Raw genomic sequence first — 22,066 nt, forward strand, 5'->3', positions numbered from 1 at the left:
AGCAACGGCCAAGCTAAAGTCATATCGTGAAATTGCCGATTGCCAACTCTTGCTTTCGTATTAGTTGTATTGTTTTCCTCAGCAATAGGGGGCGTGTGAACAACTTTTGTCGATGCAAGCCAGGTGGGAATGGCTCGAAATGCAAGGGCTTCGGGTTTCCCGTAGTAACCGTTTGGAAAACGGTGATTAAAAATGCAGTTGCGTAAGCCGAACCATTCGTTAGTCTTTGAATGTCCAACTCTGGCGGCTTGTCTATATTCTGGAAGTCAGCGCATCAGGCGTTAGATGCCAAGTAATTAGTACGAAATAAAGCAGCCCGTGGACGTTAACACCGTCGCGTAGTTGTACCGGGCTAATGTTGATGGGGCAGCGCCCTCCCAACTACCGCAAGGAAGAGAGTGCCACGTGGAATCCGAAGTCAGTCGAGCCCTACTCAGTCACGATCCGCGTAGTCAGCATGATGATCCTTTGCTGGATTGCCTGCTGACCCTGTGTGTGCTGCATCAAAAACCCGCCAGCCGGGTGATGTTGACCACCGGGCTACCTCTACCAGCGCAACGCCTGAGCCCGGAGTTGCTGCCCCGTGCAGCCGCCCGTGCCGGCCTGCAAGGGCGGCTGTTACAGCGCAAGCTGGAGCAGATCCCGAGCATCGCCATGCCGGCCATGCTGCTCCTCAAGGAAGGCCGCGCCGCGGTGCTGCTGGGCTGGGAAAACCATGACACCGCCCGCCTGCTGCTCAGCGAAAGCGATGGTGGTGAGGTGCTGATCAGTCGTGAAGCACTAATCAGCGACTACAGCGGCCGAGTGTTCTTCGCCCAGCCGCAGCACAAGTTTGATGTCAACCATGGCAATCTCATCCCACGCGCGCGCTCTTGGTTCCGCGACACGCTCCTGCGCAGCAAATGGCTCTACATTGATGCCATCGTTGCCAGCCTGGTAATCAACATCATTGCCTTGGCGGCGCCGCTGTTCGTGATGAACGTCTACGACCGGGTGGTGCCCAATCAGGCCACTGCAACCCTATGGGTGCTGGCGGTCGGCATCACGGGTGCCTACCTGTTCGACCTGATTCTCAAGGGGTTGCGCAGCTTGTGCCTGGATCTGGCGGGCAAGAAGACCGACCTGATCATCTCCGCCACACTGTTTGAACGTATCGTAGGCATGTCGATGAAGTACCGCCCCGCGCGGGTCGGCAGCTTTGCCCAGAACATCCACGAGTTCCAGGGCCTGCGAGACTTCCTTGCCTCGCTTACCCTCACCAGCCTGATCGACTTGCCCTTCACCCTGATCATTCTGATGGTCATTGCCATTATCGGCGGGCACCTCGTCTGGATCCCGATCCTCGCCTTCCCGCTGGCGCTTGGCATCGGTTATGCCCTGCAGCGGCCTCTGATGGCGACCATGGAGCGCACCATGGCGCTGGCCTCCGAGCGCCAGTCGAGCCTGATTGAAACGCTTGCTGGCCTCGACGCAGTGAAGGTCAACAACGCAGAGAGCGAACGCCAGTACATGTGGGAGCAAACCCTTGGCACCTTAAGCCGCCTTGAACTGCGGGTGAAAGTGCTGTCAGGGCTGGCGATGAACATCACCATGCTCATCCAGCAACTGGCCGGTGTGGCGATGATCTGCGTGGGTGTTTACCTGATCATCGACGGCACCTTGAGCATGGGTGGGCTGGTCGCCTGCTACATGCTCAGTGGCCGCGCGCTGGGGCCGCTGAGCCAGCTCAATGGCCTGCTTGCCCGTTATCAGCAGGCCAAGGTGACCATGGCCTCCACTGACCAGATGATGGAGCTGCCGCAAGAACGCAATTTCGAAGAACGCCCGTTGAGCCGCCAGGTGCTGCAGGGTGCTGTCGAATTCCGGGGCGTGGACTTCACTTACCCGAACCAGCAGAACCAGGCGCTCAAAAGTATCAACCTGACCATCCGCCCGGGCGAGAAGGTCGGCATCATCGGCCGTAGCGGTTCGGGCAAGAGTTCGCTGGCCAAGCTGATCGTTGGCCTGTATGAAGCTGATAAAGGCTCGTTACTGGTCGACGGTGTGGATATCCGACAGATCGATGTGAGTGAACTGCGCCACAACATCGGCTACGTGCCCCAGGACATCCAGTTGCTGGCCGGTACCCTGCGCGACAACCTGGTCAGTGGCGCCCGCTACATCGAAGACGAGCTGATTCTGCAGGCCGCAGAGTTGTCCGGTGTGCACGAGTTTGCCCGTTTGCACCCTGATGGCTATGAGCTGCAGGTTGGCGAGCGCGGCCAGAACCTCTCTGGCGGCCAGCGCCAGAACGTGGCTCTGGGCCGTGCCTTGTTGCTGAATCCGCAAATCCTGCTGCTTGATGAACCCACCGCAGCCATGGACAACACCGGTGAAGAACGCCTCAAGCAGCGCCTGCAAGCGGTAATCGAGAACAAGACCGTGTTGCTGGTCACCCACCGTGCTTCGCTGCTGACGCTGGTAGATCGGCTGATCGTCATTGACCGTGGGCAGATTGTTGCCGATGGCCCGAAAGCCGCAGTCATGGATGCACTGAAGAAGGGGCAGATCAGTGTTGCATAAACTTGATATGGGCCAGTTCAAAGACCAGATGCGCCGGTACTTCAAGGGCTCGGAATCGCTGCACGGCCAGCCGCTGCCCGAGGTCAACAAGGCGCTGATCGAAGATGCCCCACGGGTGGTGCGGATGACCATCTGGGGCGTCATCGCGTTTTTCCTGTTCCTGATCATCTGGGCGTGCTTCGCGCCCATTGATGAGGTAACACGCGGCGAGGGCAAGGCGATCCCATCATCAAAGGTGCAGAAGATCCAGAACCTTGAGGGTGGCATCGTTGCCGAGATTTTCGCCAAGGAAGGGGAAGTGGTGGAGGTCGGCGAGCCGTTGCTACGCCTGGATGAAACCCGATTCGCCTCGAACAAGGGCGAAACCGAGGCCGACCGCGTGGCCATGGCCCTGCGGGTCGAGCGGTTGAGTGCCGAAGTGGGCGATACCCCTTTGAAGATCGAAGACAGCCTGCGCCAGGCGGCGCCTAGCCAGGCGGCCAGTGAGGAGTCGCTGTTCCAGAGCCGTCGCCAGCAACTGGAAGACGAGATTGGCGGCTTGCAGCAGCAGTTGGTGCAGCGTCAACAGGAACTGCGCGAGTTCAACTCCAAGCGCGCCCAGTACGCCAACAGCCTGCAGTTGCTCCGTCAGGAAATCGGTATGTCTGAGCCTTTGGTGGCCAAGGGCGCGATTTCCCAGGTTGAAATCCTGCGGTTGCGCCGTTCCGAAGTAGAGACTCGGGGTGAGTTGGACGCCACAGCGCTGGCCATTCCTCGTGCCGAGGCCGCGGTCAGGGAGGTTCAAAGCAAGATCGAAGAAACCCGTGGCAAGTTCCGCAGCGATGCCCTGACCCAACTCAACGAAGCACGTACCGAGCTGAACAAGGCCACGGCAACCAGCAAGGCCCTGGATGACCGGGTTAACCGCACAATGGTCACCTCACCTGTGCGTGGCATCGTCAAACAGCTGCTGGTGAACACCATCGGCGGTGTGATCCAGCCGGGCAGCGACATCATCGAGATCGTGCCGCTGGATGATTCGCTGGTGATCGAGGCGAAGATCCTGCCCAAGGACATTGCCTTCCTGCACCCGGGCCAGGAGGCGATGGTCAAGTTCACCGCCTACGACTACACCATTTACGGTGGGCTGGAGGCCAAGCTGGAGCAAATCGGTGCCGACACCATCACCGATGAAGACAAGAAGACCACCTACTACCCGATCCGCCTGCGCACCGACAAAAGCCACCTGGGCACAGATGACAAACCCTTGCTCATCATTCCCGGGATGGTTGCCACGGTGGATATCAAGACCGGCAAGAAGACCATCATGAGCTACCTGCTCAAGCCGATCATGAAGGCGCGGTCGGAGGCGTTGCGGGAGCGGTAAGCCTGCAGCGGGTGTGACGGCCTTTGTAGGCGCGGATTCATCCGCGATGGGGCCGTCAGATCAACCCGCTGTTGTCATCTTCTTCGATCAGGTTGTTCAAACTGCCCAACGCCTTCCGGGCCGTGGAGCGGTTAAGCAGCTTTGATTGCGCGCCCACCGGCAGGTCAGTAATGCTGATCACGCCCTTGGTGGTCAGCACGTCAATAAGATCTTCAAGCACCCGGATCATGTCCAGGTCGCTCTGCTTCAATTGCCGCAGGCTGTTTTCGACCACGTCATCGGCAAACCAGGCCTGGATCTCGGCATGGTCCGCCGGGAGCATTTCCGTGAAGTGCTCATACGGGGCAGCTTCTACCCGCAGCAACTGGCCTTCGGCGTCGCGTTGCACGTAGAACATGGCTTCGTCCCTCGTCACGTTGGTTCCTTGTTGATAGTCAGCAGCATAGGCAAAGTTCACCGGGCAGGGTTACCCGGCGCATGAGTATGCGCTGCCATTGAATGTCAGAAAAGACCGCCGCCGTGGTGGCCACGTGTGGCCACCACGGCGGAGGGATCAGTTGGTGTCGACCTTGATGGTCGGGTCGGCACCGCTGATCAGCGAGTTGATCGTGGTGTTCGACCAGTTCACGCCTTCGAGCTTGATGGTGACATCAGCCGTGCCGCCTGCGTTGAGCTTGCCTTCGGTGCTCACTTGCAGGGTCGACGAACCATCGACCGTGGTGATCTTCAGGAAGTTGTCGATGGTGCTTGCCTTCTCGCCCTGCAGCAGGTCGCTCAGGTCAAGCTTGTCCTTCTCGCTTACCTTGAAGTCCTTGATCACATCGTTGCCAAGGTCACCGGCCTTCCACACGAAGGTATCGGCTCCACTGCCGCCGATCAGGATATCGTCACCCTGGCCGCCGATCAGCGTGTCGTTGCCGGTACCGCCGAGCAGGATGTCATTACCCTTGCCGCCATCAAGGTAGTCGTTGCCACCCTGGCCGAAGAGGATGTCATTGCCCGCGCCGCCCAGCAGTGTGTCGGCACCGTCGTTGCTGCCGGAAACGTCGAACTCGGTGTAGTGCTCGCTGACGTACTTGTGCATCGCCCGCGCATCGACATCCCCGGCATCGACGCCGGTTTTGTTGGCAACGTAGGCCTGGATGGCCTCGACACCGGTGCCAGCGATGGACGGGAAGGTCACCAGGTCGCCGAAGATGATGTCGTTGCCGTCCCCACCGTTGACGTTGTCGTTGGCTGGCAAGGCAGCCTCGGTGTGACCGAGGATGGCATCGGCCAGCTTGCTCGGGTCGATGTTGGTCTGTGGCTTGCCGTCGGAGTCGTAAGGCTTCAGGTCGTCCTTGTCGACACCGCTGTTCAGGCCGATGGCCTCTACATCAGACAACTTGGAGAGAATGCTGAAGCTGTCAGTAGAGTTGTTAGTGGTGGCCCTGTCAGTCGAGTTACCACTACCAGCGCGGGTTGACAGCTCGTAGGTGCCATCGCCCTGTGCACGAATGCTTCCGCTGGCGCCGTAATACCAGTCGCCCTTGGACTTGTAGATGGTCGTCAGGTAGCCATCGCTGATTTTAACTTGGGTGTTGTTGCCCAAATCGGTCCAGTCGAGGCTGTCGCCAGTCTTGTAATTGATCGACGAGAGGAAGCTGTCCAGCGTCTTGCTGGTGTTGCCAAGTGTCGGGTTGGTCTGCTCGCTGGTCTGGTAGTAGGTCGGCTGGCCATCGGTAATGAAGAACGTCTGATTCTTGCCAGTGCTACCTGCATCCTTGAGCGCCTGGAACCAGTTGGCCGTGGTCTTGAAGGCATCCTCGTAGTTGGTGCCGCCAGTGGAACTCATGTTGCTCAGGGCATTGAGCAGGGTCTTGAGGCCGGCATCGTTGAGGGTTACCGAAACGGTGCTCTTGACCTGGGTAGCGAAGTCGACCAGCAGAATGTTGACTACGCCCGACTGGTCACCTTTGACGCTTGCCAACAGGGTCTTGAACACCGACTCCAGCGAAGACTTGGCCGCGTTCACACCGGACGACCCCATGGAACCCGAGGTGTCGACGATGAAGGCGATGTTGTAGTTCTGGCCAGGTACCACGTGCAGGCCGTTTACGTCAGATACGATGATGTCGTTGCCGTCGGTACCGGCAGTGGTGTCGGCATCGGAGGTCAGGTTGGTGGTGACGTAAGTTTCGGCGTACACCGTAACCTTGATGGTGCCCTCGGTAACGGCCTTGCTACCGCCAACACTTTCGGTCGACGTCGAGGTGACCTTCACATCGAACTGGCCCTGGTAGTAGGCCGGCGGCTTGATCGACAGGCTGTTCAAACTCCAGCCAGTAACGTCCACCGCGTCCTTGCCGACAGTGAAGGTATGCCCAGCGCCGTCGCTGACCACCGAGCCTTCCGGAATGCCGCTGAGCTTGACGTTGAGGGTTTCAGAACCGTCGGTGTCGGTCAGCGCGGTGCTGATGCCTACCAGCTTGACCGGTGCGCCGTTCTCGCGGCCTTCGTTGAGCTTGTAGCCGTCGTAGTAACCCACGCCGTTGCTGCCGTGCAGATCGGACACGGTGAGGCCGGCATTGGTCATCGCCGACACGTTCGGGTACATCGGGATGGCCGAGCTGCCCAAGTCGGTGACCGGGCCAGTGCCGACCTGGACATTGATGTCCAGGCTGCCAGGGCCGGACTGGTTGGCGTGGTACACCTCGAGGGTGTAATAGCCACTGGTGGTCGGTGTGAAGCTGCCGGAAATACTGCCACCGGCACCCCAAGTGGTGCTGACCACGCTCTTGCCACCGATGTAGACCTGCAGGCTGTCGTCAGCGGTACCGCTGAAGGTGTAGGTCTTGCCGGCTTCGAGGTAAATCAGGCCGGAAGTCTTGCTGCCAGTGCCAGCAGTGACGCTGCCGTTGGAGTCGGCGGTGGTCACCTGCTGAGTGGTGGCGGCTTTGCCGGAGTTGGCAAACACGTTCTTCAGCGTATCGCCGGTGATGCCGTTACCGTTGGTGCCCAGGCCGGTGAGGCTGGTCCAGGTTTCCTTGGTCAGGCCCAGCGAGTTGACGTTGTTGCTGCCAATGGTCAGCGACGGCGCATCTGCGACGGGCGTGATGTCGACCTTCAACGTGGCTTCGCTGCCCGGGGTGACGCCGTCGGTAGGCTTGTACTTGATCTGCGCGTAGTCAGCCTGCTTGTTGCCCACACCGGTGCCGCCATAACCATCGGCGCCCGACTGGTTGGCCAGCGGCACGAACTTGAGCTTGCCGGCGGTGATGTCGGCTTGGCTGATGGTCTGGTTGACCGCCACGTCGGTCCATGTCGAACCGACCAGCAGCTTCAGCGTGCCGGCAGTCGGCAGCTGGGTGATGGTCACGCCCAGGCTGCTGACAGGCGAGTCCACGTCGCTGACGTTGAAGTTGCTCCAGCTCAGCACCAGGTCGGTGTCTTCTGTACCGGTGACAGCGCCGCCGGTGGAGGTTGGCGCGTCGTTCACGGCCACTACGTTGACCGTGGTGGTGGCGGTATTCGAAGTGTTGACGCCATCGGTCACCGTCACAGTGATGATCCGCGGCGTTGTGCTCGGGTCTTCGCTGGAGTTGATGAAGGTGATGTTCTTGATTGCCTGGATGTAGTCAGCCAGCGACGCAGTACCGCTCAGGGTCAGCACCACTTTGCCGTCGGTGCTGTTGGCGTTGATGCTGATACCGTTGACGCTGTTGCCCAGGTTCAGGGCATCACCCGGCTGACGGTTGGTCAGCGTTACGGTTGCGCCGGTCAGCATCGAGCTGTCGAAGTCGGTGATGGTCACGTCCACATCACCGATCGACACGCCGCTGCCCGGCTGGTTCTCGGTGAAGGTGGTCTGGTAGTCGGCACCGGTCTTGCCACTGGAGTTGTTGGCATCCAGGTCCAGCACAGGGGCCGGTTCGAAAATCTGGGTGGTAACGCTGCCAGCGCTGCCGCTGACGTCCAGCTTCTCGAAGTCGCCGCCGGTGGCCGAGTCGATCTTGACGGTGAACTGCTCGGTGCCCTCGGTGACGTTGTCCTTGATGGTCGGGATGGTGAAGTTGGCAGTACTGCTGCCAGCCTTGATGGTAACCGTGGCAACGCCCGTGTAGTCGGCGCCGTTGGAAGCGGTGCCGGAGTAGGTCAGTTTGACGGTGACATCGCTCTGCGCCTTGTTGGTCAAGGTCAGGGTGTAGGTGGCGGTGTTGCCTTCAGCCACGGCCGTGGTGCCACTGATGCTCAGCGTGGTGGCCTGGACGTTGTCAGTCACGGCAGTGACCGCAGCCTGGTCGCTGACGGTCAGTTGCTCGAAGTTGCCACCACTGGTTTCGGTGATCTTCGCCGAGACGTTGCCTGCACTGATGTACACGTCATCTACTGGCGCCGGGACGGTAACGGTGCCGGAGAGCTTGCCCGCTTCAATGGTGATGACCGCACCGTTGCTGAGCTTGACGGTCATCGCAGTGTCGGCCTTGTTGGTCAACGTGGCGGTGTAGGTGATCTGACCACCTTCCTGGACTGTGTTGGTGGCGCTCAGGGTCAGGTTGGTGTTGTCGATGGTGTCGGTGACTTTGGTCACCGCATACGAGCCGTCGGTGGCCAGCAGTTCGAAGTCGCCGCCGGAGGTAGCATTGATCTTGGCCTGAACGTTACCTGCATCGATGTACGGATCGTCGCCCGGTGCGTTGACGATCACGCTGCCGCTTTTGGCACCCTTGGCAATGGTGATTTCCGCACCGTTGCTCAGGGTGATGGTCATTGCGGTGCCCGCTGGGTTGCTGAGCGTAGCGGTGTAGGTAATTTTGCCACCTTCAGCCACAGTTTCAGTCGCGGTAAGGGTCAGGCTGGTGCTGTCCTTGGTGCCCGGAATGTCGTTGACGGTCGTCGTTGGGTTGCCGGCACCAACGATCTTCTCGTAGTTGCCGCCAGTGATGCCGGTGATGCTGTTGGTCAGCGGGGCGTTAGTGTTGTAGACGTTGTTCGGTGCGGTGTAGTTGACCGAACCGCTGGTTGCGTTGACGTCAATGGTGATGGTCTGGCCGTTGGCCAGGGTAATCACCAGCGGCGCCACGGTAACTGGCGAGGAGACGGTGGCGGTATACACCACGGTGCCACCCTCGTTGACCGACGTGGTCGCAGTCAGGGTCACGGTCGACGTATCGATCGAATCGGTAACCGCGGTCACAGCTGGCGTGGCGCTGACGTTCACCTTCTCGAAATCACCGCCGGTGGTGCCGGTAATGCTGGCGCTGACGTTGGTACCATCTACGTACACGGTGTTTCTCGGAGCATCGACAGTGACGGTGCCTTCGCTCAAACCCTTGGCGATGGTGACGGTCGAGCCGTTGCTCAGGCTGATGGTCATCGCACTGCCCGCCGGGTTGCTCAGCTTGACGGTGTAAGTGATCTGGCCGCCTTCCTGGACACTGTTGGTGGCCGTGAGGGTGATGTTGGTGGTGTCCAGGTTGGACGGGTTGTCGTTGACCGAAGTGCTTGGGGTGCCCACCGCCACCAACTTCTCGTAGTTGCCGCCCGTGGTGCCGGTGATGCTGTTGGTCAGCGGGGCGTTGGTGGTGTAGACGTTGTTCGGCGCGGTGTAGTTGACCGAGCCGGACGTGGCGTTGACCGCGATGGTGATGCTCTGGCCGTTGGCCAGGCTGATGACCAGCGGCGAACCGGTTACTGGAGCACTCACGGTGGCGGTGTAGGTGACGATGCCGCCTTCGGTGACCGATGGGGTTGCGGTCAGGGTCACGGTCGACGTATCGATCGAATCGGTAACCGCGGTCACGGCCGGGGTGGCGTTGACGTTGATCTTCTCGAAGTCACCGCCGGTGGTGCCGGTGATGCTGGCGCTAACGTTGGTGCCGTCCACGTAAACAGTGTTTCGCGGCGCATCGACGGTGACGCTGCCTTCGCTCAGGCCTTTGGCGATGGTGACTGTCGAGCCATTGCTCAGGCTGATGGTCATCGCGCTGCCGGCCGGGTTGGTCAGCTTGACGGTGTAGGTGATCTGGCCACCTTCCTGAACACTGTTGGTGGCCGTGAGGCTGATACCGGTGGTGTCCAGGTTATTCGGGTTGTCGTTGACCGTGGTGGTCGGGGTGCCCGTGGTTTCCAGTTTCTCGTAGTTACCGCCGGTGACGCCGGTGATGCTGTTGGTCAGCGGGGTGTTGGTGGTGTAGACGTTGTTCGGGGCGGTGAAGTTGACCGAGCCGGAAGTTGCACCTACGCCGATGGTAATGGACTGGCCGTTCTCCAGGGTGACCACCAGCGGAGCCTTGGTGACCGGGGCGGATACGGTTGCGGTGTAAGTGACTACACCGCCTTCCATCACGTTCGGGGTGGCGGTCAGGGTCACGGTCGAGGTGTCGATGGTGTCGGTGATCGAGGTCACGGCCGGCGTGGCGTTGACGTTGATCTTCTCGAAATCACCACCGGTAGTGCCGGTGATGCTGGCGCTGACGTTGGTGCCGTCGACGTACACGGTGTTTCTCGGCGCATCGACGGTGACGGTGCCTTCGCTCAGGCCTTTGGCGATGGTGACCGTCGAGCCGTTGCTCAGGCTGATGGTCATCGCGCTGCCGGCCGGGTTGGTCAGCTTGACGGTGTAGGTGATCTGGCCGCCTTCCTGGACGCTGTTGGTGGCCGTGAGGCTGATACCGGTGGTGTCCAGGTTATTCGGGTTGTCGTTGACCGTGGTGGTCGGGGTACCCGAGGTTTCCAGTTTCTCGTAGTTGCCGCCAGTCACGCCGGTGATGCTGTTGGTCAGCGGGGTGTTGGTGGTGTAGACGTTGTTCGGGGCGATGTAATCGACCGAGCCGGACGTGGCGTTGACCGCGATGGTGATGGTCTGGCCGTTGGCCAGGCTGATGACCAACGGTGCAACGGTAACCGGGGAGGACACGGTGGCGGTGTATACCACGGTGCCGCCTTCGGTGACCGATGGGGTCGCGGTCAGGGTAACGGTCGAGGTATCGATCGAGTCAGTAATGGCTGTTACAGCCGCAGTTGGGCTGACTTCCAGCTTCTCGAAGTCACCACCGGTGGTGCCGGTGACGGTCACGCTGACGTTGGTGCCGTCGACATACACGGTGTTTGCCGGTGCCGGCAGGGTGATGCTGGCCTCGGTCTGGCCCTTGCCGATGGTGATGGTTTCACCATTGCTCAGAGAGATCTTCATCTCGGTGCCAGCCGGGTTGGTCAGCTTGGCGGTGTAGACGATCTCGCCGCCTTCCTGGACGGTGCCGGTGGCGCTCAAGGTCAGGCCGGTGGTGTCGAGGCGAGCCGGATCATCGGTGACCGTAGTGGTCGGTTCGCCGGCAGTGTCCAATTTCTCGTAGTTGCCACCCGACACGCCGGTGATGCTGTTGGTCAGCGGGGTGTTGGTGTTGAGTACGTTGTTCGGGGCGATGAAGTCGACCGAACCGGAGCTGGCATTGACCGGGATGGTGATGGACTGGCCGTTGGCCAGGGTGATCACCAGCGGGGTGCCGGTGACTGGCGAAGTCACCGACGCGGTGTAGGTTACTACGCCGCCTTCGGCGGCCGAGGCGGTAGCCGTCAACGTTACAGTCGACGTATCGATGGTGTCGGTAACAGCAGTCACAGCCGCCGTCGGGCTGACTTCGAGGTGCTCGAAATCACCACCGGTGGTGCCGGTGACTGTCACGCTGACATTACCGCCGTCCACATACACGGTGTTCTGTGGCGCCGGGAAGGTGACCGAACCTTCAGTCTGGCCCTTGCCAATGGTGATGGTCTCACCATTGCTCAAGGTGACCTTCATTTCGGTGCCAGCCGGGTTGGTCAGCTTGGCGGTGTAGACGATCTCGCCGCCTTCCTGGACGGTGCCGGTGGCGCTCAAGGTCAGGCCGGTGGTGTCGAGGCGAGCCGGGTCATCGGTGACCGTGGTGGTCGGGGTACCTGCGGTTTCCAGCTGCTCGTAGTTACCACCCGACACCCCGGTGATGCTGTTGGTCAGCGGGGTGTTGGTGTTCAGCACGTTGTTCGGGGCGATGAAATCGACCGAACCGGAGCTGGAATTGACCGGAATGGTGATGGACTGGCCGTTGGCCAGAGTAATCACCAGCGGGGTGCCGGTTACAGGCGAAGTGACCGACGCGGTGTAGGTGACCACGCCGCCTTCCACGGCACTAGCAGTCGCCGTCAACGTTACAGTCGACGTGTCGATGGTATCGGTGATCGCCGTGACAGCGGCAGTCGGGCTGACTTCGAGGTGCTCGAAATCACCACCGGTGGTGCCAGTGACGGTCACGCTGACGTTGGTGCCGTCGACATAAACAGTGTTGGCCGGTGCCGGCAGGGTAATGCTGCCCTCGCTCAAGCCCTTACCAATGGTGATGGTCTCACCATTGCTCAGGCTGACCTTCATTTCGGTGCCGGTCGGGTTGGTCAGTCTGACGGTGTAAACGATCTCGCCGCCTTCCTGGACGGTGCCAGTGGCACTCAAGGTCAGGCCGGTGGTGTCGAGGCGAGCCGGGTCATCGGTGACCGTGGTGGTCGGTTCGCCTGCGGTATCCAGCTGCTCGTAATTGCCGCCAGTCACACCGGTGATGCTGTTGGTCAGCGGGGTGTTGGTGTTCAGCACGTTGTTCGGAGCGATGAAATCGACCGAACCGGAGCTGGAATTGACCGGAATGGTGATGGACTGGCCGTTGGCCAGAGTAATCACCAGCGGGGTGCCGGTTACAGGCGAAGTGACCGACGCGGTGTAGGTGACCACGCCGCCTTCCACGGCACTAGCAGTCGCCGTCAACGTTACAGTCGACGTGTCGATGGTATCGGTGATCGCCGTGACAGCGGCAGTCGGGCTGACTTCGAGGTGCTCGAAATCACCACCGGTGGTGCCAGTGACGGTCACGCTGACGTTGGTGCCGTCGACATAAACAGTGTTGGCCGGTGCCGGCAGGGTAATGCTGCCCTCGCTCAAGCCCTTACCAATGGTGATGGTCTCACCATTGCTCAGGCTGACCTTCATTTCGGTGCCGGTCGGGTTGGTCAGTCTGACGGTGTAAACGATCTCGCCGCCTTCCTGGACGGTGCCAGTGGCACTCAAGGTCAGGCCGGTGGTGTCGAGGCGAGCCGGGTCGTCGGTGACCGTGGTGGTCGGGGTGCCTGCGGTTTCCAGGTGCTCGTAGTTACCACCCGACACCCCGGTGATGCTGTTGGTCAGCGGGGTGTTGGTGTTCAGCACGTTGTTCGGGGCGATGAAATCGACCGAACCGGAGCTGGAATTGACCGGGATGGTGATGGACTGGCCGTTGGCCAGAGTAATCACCAGCGGGGTGCCGGTTACAGGCGAAGTGACCGACGCGGTGTAGGTGACCACGCCGCCTTCCACGGCACTAGCAGTCGCCGTCAACGTTACAGTCGACGTGTCGATGGTATCGGTGATCGCCGTGACAGCGGCAGTCGGGCTGACTTCGAGGTGCTCGAAATCACCACCGGTGGTGCCAGTGACGGTCACGCTGACGTTGGTGCCGTCGACATAAACAGTGTTGGCCGGTGCCGGCAGGGTAATGCTGCCCTCGCTCAAGCCCTTACCAATGGTGATGGTCTCACCATTGCTCAGGCTGACCTTCATTTCGGTGCCGGTCGGGTTGGTCAGTCTGACGGTGTAAACGATCTCGCCGCCTTCCTGGACGGTGCCAGTGGCACTCAAGGTCAGGCCGGTGGTGTCGAGGCGAGCCGGGTCGTCGGTGACCGTGGTGGTCGGGGTGCCTGCGGTTTCCAGGTGCTCGTAGTTACCACCCGACACCCCGGTGATGCTGTTGGTCAGCGGGGTGTTGGTGTTCAGCACGTTGTTCGGGGCGATGAAATCGACCGAACCGGAGCTGGAATTGACCGGGATGGTGATGGACTGGCCGTTGGCCAGAGTAATCACCAGCGGGGTGCCGGTTACAGGCGAAGTGACCGACGCGGTGTAGGTGACCACGCCGCCTTCCACGGCACTAGCAGTCGCCGTCAACGTTACAGTCGACGTGTCGATGGTATCGGTGATCGCCGTGACAGCGGCAGTCGGGCTGACTTCGAGGTGCTCGAAATCACCACCGGTGGTGCCAGTGACGGTCACGCTGACGTTGGTGCCGTCGACATAAACAGTGTTGGCCGGTGCCGGCAGGGTAATGCTGCCCTCGCTCAAGCCCTTACCAATGGTGATGGTCTCACCATTGCTCAGGCTGACCTTCATTTCGGTGCCGGTCGGGTTGGTCAGTCTGACGGTGTAAACGATCTCGCCGCCTTCCTGGACGGTGCCAGTGGCACTCAAGGTCAGGCCGGTGGTGTCGAGGCGAGCCGGGTCGTCGGTGACCGTGGTGGTCGGGGTGCCTGCGGTTTCCAGGTGCTCGTAGTTACCACCCGACACCCCGGTGATGCTGTTGGTCAGCGGGGTGTTGGTGTTCAGCACGTTGTTCGGGGCGATGAAATCGACCGAACCGGAGCTGGAATTGACCGGGATGGTGATGGACTGGCCGTTGGCCAGAGTAATCACCAGCGGGGTGCCGGTTACAGGCGAAGTGACCGACGCGGTGTAGGTGACCACGCCGCCTTCCACGGCACTAGCAGTCGCCGTCAACGTTACAGTCGACGTGTCGATGGTATCGGTGATCGCCGTGACAGCGGCAGTCGGGCTGACTTCGAGGTGCTCGAAATCACCACCGGTGGTGCCAGTGACGGTCACGCTGACGTTGGTGCCGTCGACATAAACAGTGTTGGCCGGTGCCGGCAGGGTAATGCTGCCCTCGCTCAAGCCCTTACCAATGGTGATGGTCTCGCCATTGCTCAGGCTGACCTTCATTTCGGTGCCGGTCGGGTTGGTCAGTCTGACGGTGTAAACGATCTCGCCGCCTTCCTGGACGGTGCCAGTGGCGCTCAAGGTCAGGCCGGTGGTGTCGAGGCGAGCCGGGTCATCGGTGACCGTGGTGGTCGGGGTACCTGCGGTTTCCAGCTGCTCGTAGTTACCACCCGACACCCCGGTGATGCTGTTGGTCAGCGGGGTGTTGGTGTTCAGTACGTTGTTCGGGGCGATGAAATCGACCGAACCGGAGCTGGCATTGACCGGAATGGTGATGCTCTGGCCGTTGGCCAGGGTAATCACCAGCGGGGTGCCGGTCACAGGCGAAGTGACCGACGCGGTGTAGGTGACCACGCCGCCTTCGACGGCCGAAGCAGTGGCCGTCAGGGTCACGGTGCTGATGTCGATGCTGTCGGTGATAGCCGTAACAGCCGCAGTTGGGCTCACTTCCAGGTGCTCGAAATCACCGCCGGTAGTACCGGTGACGGTCACGCTGACATTACCCGCATCAACGTACACGGTGTTCGCCGGTGCCGGGAAGGTAATCGAACCTTCGGTCTGGCCCTTACCGATGGTGATGGTTTCACCGTTGCTGAGGATGACCTTCATCTCGGTGCCAGCCGGGTTGGTCAGCGTGGCGGTGTAGGTGATCTGGCCACCTTCCTGCACGGTATTGCTGGCAGTCAGGGTCAGGCCGGTGGTGTCGAGGCGAGCCGGGTCATCGGTGACGACGGTGGTCGGAGTGCCAGCGGTTTCCAGCTGCTCGTAGTTGCCGCCAGTCACACCGGTGATGCTGTTGGTCAGCGGCGTATTGGTGTTCAGTACGTTGTTCGGGGCAATGAAGTCGACCGAGCTCGAGCTGGAATTGACCGGGATGGTGATGGACTGGCCGTTGGCCAGGGTAATCACCAGTGGGGTGCCGGTTACAGGCGAAGTGACCGACGCGGTGTAGGTGACCACGCCGCCTTCCACGGCCGAAGCAGTGGCCGTCAGGGTCACGGTGCTGATGTCGATGCTGTCGGTGATCGCAGTCACCGCTGCGGTCGGGCTGACTTCCAGGTGTTCGAAATCACCGCCGGTAGTGCCGGTGACAGTCACGCTGACGTTGCCCGCATCGACGTACACGGTGTTGGCCGGTGCCGGGAAGGTAATCGAACCTTCGGTCTGGCCCTTGCCGATGGTGATGGTTTCACCATTGCTCAGAGAGATCTTCATCTCGGTGCCAGCCGGGTTGGTCAGCTTGGCGGTGTAGGTGATCTGGCCACCTTCCTGCACGGTATTGCTGGCAGTCAGGGTCAGGCCGGTGGTGTCGAGGCGAGCCGGATCGTCGGTGACGACGGTGGTCGGGGTACCCGCAGTTTCCAGGTGCTCGTAGTTACCACCGGTGACGCCGGTGATGCTGTTGGTCAGAGGCGTGTTGGTGTTCAGTACGTTGTTCGGGGCAATGAAGTCGACCGAACCGGAGCTGGCATTGACCGGAATGGTGATGGACTGGCCGTTGGCCAGGGTGATCACCAGCGGGGTGCCGGTCACAGGCGAAGTCACCGACGCGGTGTAAGTCACCACGCCGCCTTCGACGGCCGAGGCGGTAGCCGTCAACGTTACAGTCGACGTATCGATGGTGTCGGTAACAGCAGTCACAGCCGCCGTCGGGCTGACTTCGAGGTGCTCGAAATCACCACCGGTGGTGCCGGTGACTGTCACGCTGACATTACCGCCGTCCACATACACGGTGTTCTGTGGCGCCGGGAAGGTGACCGAACCTTCGGTCTGGCCTTTGCCGATGGTGATGGTCTCACCGTTGCTCAGGGTGACCTTCATTTCGGTGCCAGCCGGGTTGGTCAGCTTGGCGGTGTAAACGATCTCGCCGCCTTCCTGAACGGTGCCAGTGGCAGTCAGGGTCAGGCCGGTGGTGTCCAGACGAGCCGGGTCGTCGGTGACCGTGGTGGTCGGGGTGCCTGCGGTTTCCAGGTGCTCGTAGTTACCACCCGACACCCCGGTGATGCTGTTGGTCAGCGGGGTGTTGGTGTTGAGTACGTTGTTCGGGGCGATGAAGTCGACCGAACCGGAGCTGGCATTGACCGGAATGGTGATGGACTGGCCGTTGGCCAGGGTGATCACCAGCGGGGTGCCGGTGACTGGCGAAGTGACCGACGCGGTGTAAGTCACCACGCCGCCTTCGACGGCCGAGGCGGTAGCCGTCAACGTTACAGTCGACGTATCGATGGTGTCGGTAACAGCAGTCACAGCCGCCGTCGGGCTGACTTCGAGGTGCTCGAAATCACCACCGGTGGTGCCGGTGACTGTCACGCTGACATTACCGCCGTCCACATACACGGTGTTCTGTGGCGCCGGGAAGGTGACCGAACCTTCGGTCTGGCCTTTGCCGATGGTGATGGTCTCACCGTTGCTCAGGGTGACCTTCATTTCGGTGCCAGCCGGGTTGGTCAGCTTGGCGGTGTAGACGATCTCGCCGCCTTCCTGAACGGTGCCGGTGGCAGTCAGGGTCAGGCCGGTGGTGTCCAGACGAGCCGGGTCGTCGGTGACCGTGGTGGTCGGGGTGCCTGCGGTTTCCAGGTGCTCGTAGTTACCACCCGACACCCCGGTGATGCTGTTGGTCAGCGGGGTGTTGGTGTTGAGTACGTTGTTCGGGGCGATGAAGTCGACCGAACCGGAGCTGGCATTGACCGGAATGGTGATGGACTGGCCGTTGGCCAGGGTGATCACCAGCGGGGTGCCGGTGACTGGCGAAGTGACCGACGCGGTGTAAGTCACCACGCCGCCTTCGACGGCCGAGGCGGTAGCCGTCAACGTTACAGTCGACGTATCGATGGTGTCGGTAACAGCAGTCACAGCCGCCGTCGGGCTGACTTCGAGGTGCTCGAAATCACCACCGGTGGTGCCGGTGACTGTCACGCTGACATTACCGCCGTCCACATACACGGTGTTCTGTGGCGCCGGGAAGGTGATGGAACCTTCGGTCTGGCCCTTGCCGATGGTGATAGTTTCACCATTGCTCAGGCTGACCTTCATTTCGGTGCCGGTCGGGTTGGTCAGTCTGACGGTGTAAACGATCTCGCCGCCTTCCTGGACGGTGCCGGTGGCAGTCAGGGTCAGGCCGGTGGTGTCCAGACGAGCCGGATCATCGGTGACCGTAGTGGTCGGTTCGCCGGCAGTGTCCAATTTCTCGTAGTTGCCACCCGACACGCCGGTGATGCTGTTGGTCAGCGGCGTGTTGGTATTCAGCACGTTGTTCGGCGCGATGAAATCGACAGAACCGGAGCTGGCATTGACCGGAATGGTGATGGACTGGCCGTTGGCCAGAGTGATCACCAGCGGGGTGCCGGTCACAGGCGAAGTCACCGACGCGGTGTAAGTCACGACACCACCTTCTACCGCACTTGCAGTCGCGGTGAGGGTGACAGTCGACGTATCAATCGAATCGGTAACGGCAGTCACCGCCGCGGTTGGGCTGACTTCGAGGTGCTCGAAGTCACCACCGGTAGTGCCGGTAACGGTCACGCTGACGTTGGTGCCGTCCACGTACACGGTGTTTGCCGGTGCCGGCAGGGTGATGCTGGCTTCGGTCTGGCCCTTGCCGATGGTGATGGTTTCACCATTGCTCAGGGTGATCTTCATTTCGGTGCCAGCCGGGTTGGTCAGCTTGGCGGTGTAAACGATCTCGCCGCCTTCCTGAACGGTGCCGGTGGCAGTTAGGGTCAGGCCGGTGCTATCGAGGCGAGCCGGGTCATCGGTGACCGTGGTGGTCGGGTTGCCTGCTGTGTCCAGCTTCTCGTAGTTGCCACCGGTGACGCCGGTGATGCTGTTGGTCAGCGGGGTATTGGTGTTGAGTACGTTGTTCGGGGCGATGAAGTCGACCGAACCGGAGCTGGCATTGACCGGAATGGTGATGGACTGGCCGTTGGCCAGGGTAATCACCAGCGGGGTACCGGTCACAGGCGAAGTAACCGAAGCGGTGTAAGTCACTACGCCGCCTTCGACGGCCGAGGCAGTCGCCGTCAGGGTGACGGTGCTGGTGTCGATGCTGTCGGTAATGGCAGTCACGGCCGCAGTCGGGCTGACTTCTAGCTTCTCGAAGTCACCACCGGTGGTGCCGGTGACGGTCACGCTGACGTTGGTGCCGTCCACGTACACGGTATTAGCCGGTGCAGGCAGGGTAATGCTGGCTTCGGTCTGGCCTTTGCCAATGGTGATGGTTTCACCATTGCTCAGGGTGACCTTCATTTCGGTGCCAGCCGGATTGGTCAGCTTGGCGGTGTAAACGATCTCGCCGCCTTCCTGAACGGTGCCAGTGGCAGTCAGGGTCAGGCCGGTGGTGTCCAGACGAGCCGGGTCGTCGGTGACCGTGGTGGTCGGTTCGCCGGCAGTGTCCAGCTTCTCGTAGTTGCCACCCGACACGCCGGTGATGCTGTTGGTCAGCGGCGTGTTGGTATTCAGCACGTTGTTCGGCGCGATGAAATCGACAGAACCGGAGCTGGCATTGACCGGAATGGTGATGGACTGGCCGTTGGCCAGAGTGATCACCAGCGGGGTGCCGGTCACAGGCGAAGTCACCGACGCGGTGTAGGTCACCACACCACCTTCAACCGCCGAAGCCGTGGCGGTCAGGGTCACGGTGCTGGTGTCGATGGTGTCAGTAATAGCAGTCACAGCCGGAGTCGGACTGACGTCCAGCTTCTCGAAGTCACCACCGGTGGTACCGCTAATGGTCACACTGACATTGCCAGCATCGACATAGACGCTGTCACTCGGCGCGGCAAACGGCACGCTGCCTTGGGTTTCACCCTTGGCGATAGTGATAACGGCGCCGTTGCTGAGTGTAACGGTCATCGCGGTGCCAGCCGGATTGCTCAGAGTGGCGGTGTAGATGATCTGACCACCTTCAGCGACAGTGCCGGTAGCAGTCAGGGTAAGGCCAGTGGTGTCCAGGTTTGCCGGGTCATCGACGACGGAGGTGGTCGGGTTGCCGACGGCTTCCAGCTTCTCGTAGTTACCGCCAGTCACACCAGTAATGCTGTTGGTCAGCGAGGCGTTTGTGCTCAGCACGTTGTCCGGCGCGGTGAATGGCACCGAACCTGACGACTGACCCACCTGAATCGTAATGGTCTGGCCGTTGGCAAGAGAAACCACCAGTGGAGTGCCGGTAACGGGCGCGCTGACCGTAGCTGTGTACGTGACGACACCGCCTTCAGTCACGCTCGGGGTGGCTGTCAGCGTCACCGTCGACGTGTCGATGGAGTCATTGATGGTAGTTACAGCTGGCGTCGAGTTGGCCTCAAGCTGTTCGAAGTTACCGCCAGTGGTGCCGGTAATGGTGGTGCTGACGGTGGAACCGTTGTTGTAGACGTCATTGGCTGGCGTCTGGAAGTTCACGCTACCGGTTGACTGGCCCGCTTCAACAGTAATGGTCTGGCCATTGGACAGGGTCACGGTCACCGGAGTCTGGGCCGGGTTGCTCAGGGTCACGGTGTAGGTGATCACGCCACCTTCGGTCACGCTTGGCGTGGCGGTGAGGGTAGCGGTGGTGGTGTCGACCGAGTCGGCAATGGTGGTTTCAGCCGGAGCCGGGTTCGGGGTCAGCTGTTCGAAGTTACCGCCAGTGGTACCGGTAATGGTGGTGCTGACGGTGGAACCGTTGTTGTAGACGTCATTGGCTGGCGTCTGGAAGTTCACGCTACCGGTCGACTGGCCCGCTTCAACAGTGATGGTCTGGCCATTGGACAGGGTCACGGTCACCGGAGTCTGGGCGGGGTTGCTCAGGGTCACGGTGTAGGTGATCACGCCGCCTTCGGTCACGCTTGGCGTGGCGGTGAGGGTCGCGGTGGTGGTGTCGACCGAGTCGGCAATGGTGGTTTCAGCCGGAGCCGGGTTCGGGGTCAGCTGTTCGAAGTTACCGCCAGTGGTACCGGTAATGGTGGTGCTGACGGTGGAACCGTTGTTGTAGACGTCATTGGCTGGCGTCTGGAAGTTCACGCTACCGGTCGACTGGCCCGCTTCAACAGTGATGGTCTGGCCATTGGACAGGGTCACGGTCACCGGAGTCTGGGCGGGGTTGCTCAGGGTCACGGTGTAGGTGATCACGCCGCCTTCGGTCACGCTTGGCGTGGCGGTGAGGGTCGCGGTGGTGGTGTCGACCGAGTCGGCAATGGTGGTTTCAGCCGGAGCCGGGTTCGGGGTCAGCTGTTCGAAGTTACCGCCAGTGGTACCGGTAATGGTGGTGCTGACGGTGGAACCGTTGTTGTAGACGTCATTGGCTGGCGTCTGGAAGTTCACGCTACCGGTCGACTGGCCCGCTTCAACAGTGATGGTCTGGCCATTGGACAGGGTCACGGTCACCGGAGTCTGGGCGGGGTTGCTCAGGGTCACGGTGTAGGTGATCACGCCGCCTTCGGTCACGCTCGGCGTGGCGGTGAGGGTCGCGGTGGTGGTGTCGACGGTGTCGGTAATTTCGGTGAGCGTCGGCGTCTGCGGCAAGGTCACGACCAGCCCGCCACCGCCAGTGGTGCCGGTAACAACTGTCGAAATCTGGCCGCCATCAATGTAAGGCGTGTCATTCGCCGGGATGGTGACGTTCACGCTGCCGGTGGTCTGGCCGGCCGGGATGACGATCACCGCGCCGTTCGACAAGGTAACGGTCAGGTTGGTCGAAGGCGCCTGGCCGACGGTAGCGGTATAAACGATCACGCCACCCGCTTCGGAAATGGAAGGGGTGGCGCTGAGGGTAAGCCCGGTGGTGACTACGGTGTCGGTATCCGTAGTCGATGTGGTGTCAAGTGCACCCACTTCCTCCGTGTCCAGCCCGGCGGCGAAGGCCAGCGGGTCAGTGGGGAAGCCGATGGTGGGGTCCACACTGCCAGCCGTGGCATCGAGCATCACGAAGCTGTGGCCGCCGCCGACCGAGCCGCCGCTACCTGCCGCAGTCGGGCCGGCTGCAGTGGCTTCAAGTTGTGTGGTCGGGTCGACACCCGCAGCAATTGCCTGCTGCAGTTCCTCAACAGACGGTGCCGCCTGTGCAGTGGCCTGGCTCAGGTCAGTGCTGCTGTCGGGCGCATCAGCGCTCCACTGGCTATCACGGCCCAGGTCGAGCAACCGGCCATCGGCCAGCTCCAAGGTAACGGCGCCACCTGGGCCGGTGAGCACTTGCTCACCCGCCAGCAAGCGGTCTCCTTCAATGAGTACGCGCCGGATGCCTTCTGGGGATACTGCGATGACTTGGCCAACAATGCTCTTGACGATGGCAACAACGCTGCTCATTGGACTCTCCGGGTTACCCGATGTTGGTTCTTCCATGCCCCGAGCGGTGTTCAAAA

4 protein-coding genes are annotated in these 22,066 nt (G+C 61.1%); 2 read left to right on the plus strand and 2 right to left on the minus strand.

What is annotated here, in order from left to right:
- Window positions 1-405: 405 nt before the first annotated feature.
- A complete protein-coding gene (locus PVV54_RS00720; protein WP_274908131.1) occupies window positions 406-2,562 on the plus strand; it encodes a type I secretion system permease/ATPase in 2,157 nt (718 codons plus the stop codon).
- Between the two features lie 7 nt (window positions 2,563-2,569).
- Window positions 2,570-3,928: an HlyD family type I secretion periplasmic adaptor subunit gene (locus PVV54_RS00725; protein ID WP_274910361.1), complete on the plus strand. Its 1,359-nt coding sequence runs from the start codon at window positions 2,570-2,572 to the stop codon at window positions 3,926-3,928.
- A 55-nt stretch (window positions 3,929-3,983) separates the two neighbouring features.
- Here the strand turns inward: PVV54_RS00725 and PVV54_RS00730 are convergent, their stop codons facing one another.
- On the minus strand, window positions 3,984-4,325 hold the full coding sequence (locus tag PVV54_RS00730; RefSeq protein ID WP_274910362.1) for a tryptophan synthase subunit beta: 342 nt from the start codon (window positions 4,323-4,325) through the stop codon (window positions 3,984-3,986).
- Between the two features lie 156 nt (window positions 4,326-4,481).
- Window positions 4,482-22,010, minus strand: a complete 17,529-nt coding sequence (locus PVV54_RS00735) for a retention module-containing protein (protein WP_274908132.1) — start codon at window positions 22,008-22,010, stop codon at window positions 4,482-4,484.
- Between the last annotated feature and the right edge of the window lie 56 nt (window positions 22,011-22,066).

It is taken from the genome of Pseudomonas sp. PSKL.D1, from assembly GCF_028898945.1.
Classification (GTDB): domain Bacteria; phylum Pseudomonadota; class Gammaproteobacteria; order Pseudomonadales; family Pseudomonadaceae; genus Aquipseudomonas.

Bases quoted from the DNA above. Each gene is read 5' to 3' on its own strand.
- PVV54_RS00730 (WP_274910362.1), bottom strand. From the start codon at position 4,325: ATGTTCTACGTGCAACGCGACGCCGAAGGCCAGTTGCTGCGGGTAGAA.
- PVV54_RS00735 (WP_274908132.1), bottom strand. From the start codon at position 22,010: ATGAGCAGCGTTGTTGCCATCGTCAAGAGCATTGTTGGCCAAGTCATC.
- PVV54_RS00725 (WP_274910361.1), top strand. From the start codon at position 2,570: ATGGGCCAGTTCAAAGACCAGATGCGCCGGTACTTCAAGGGCTCGGAA.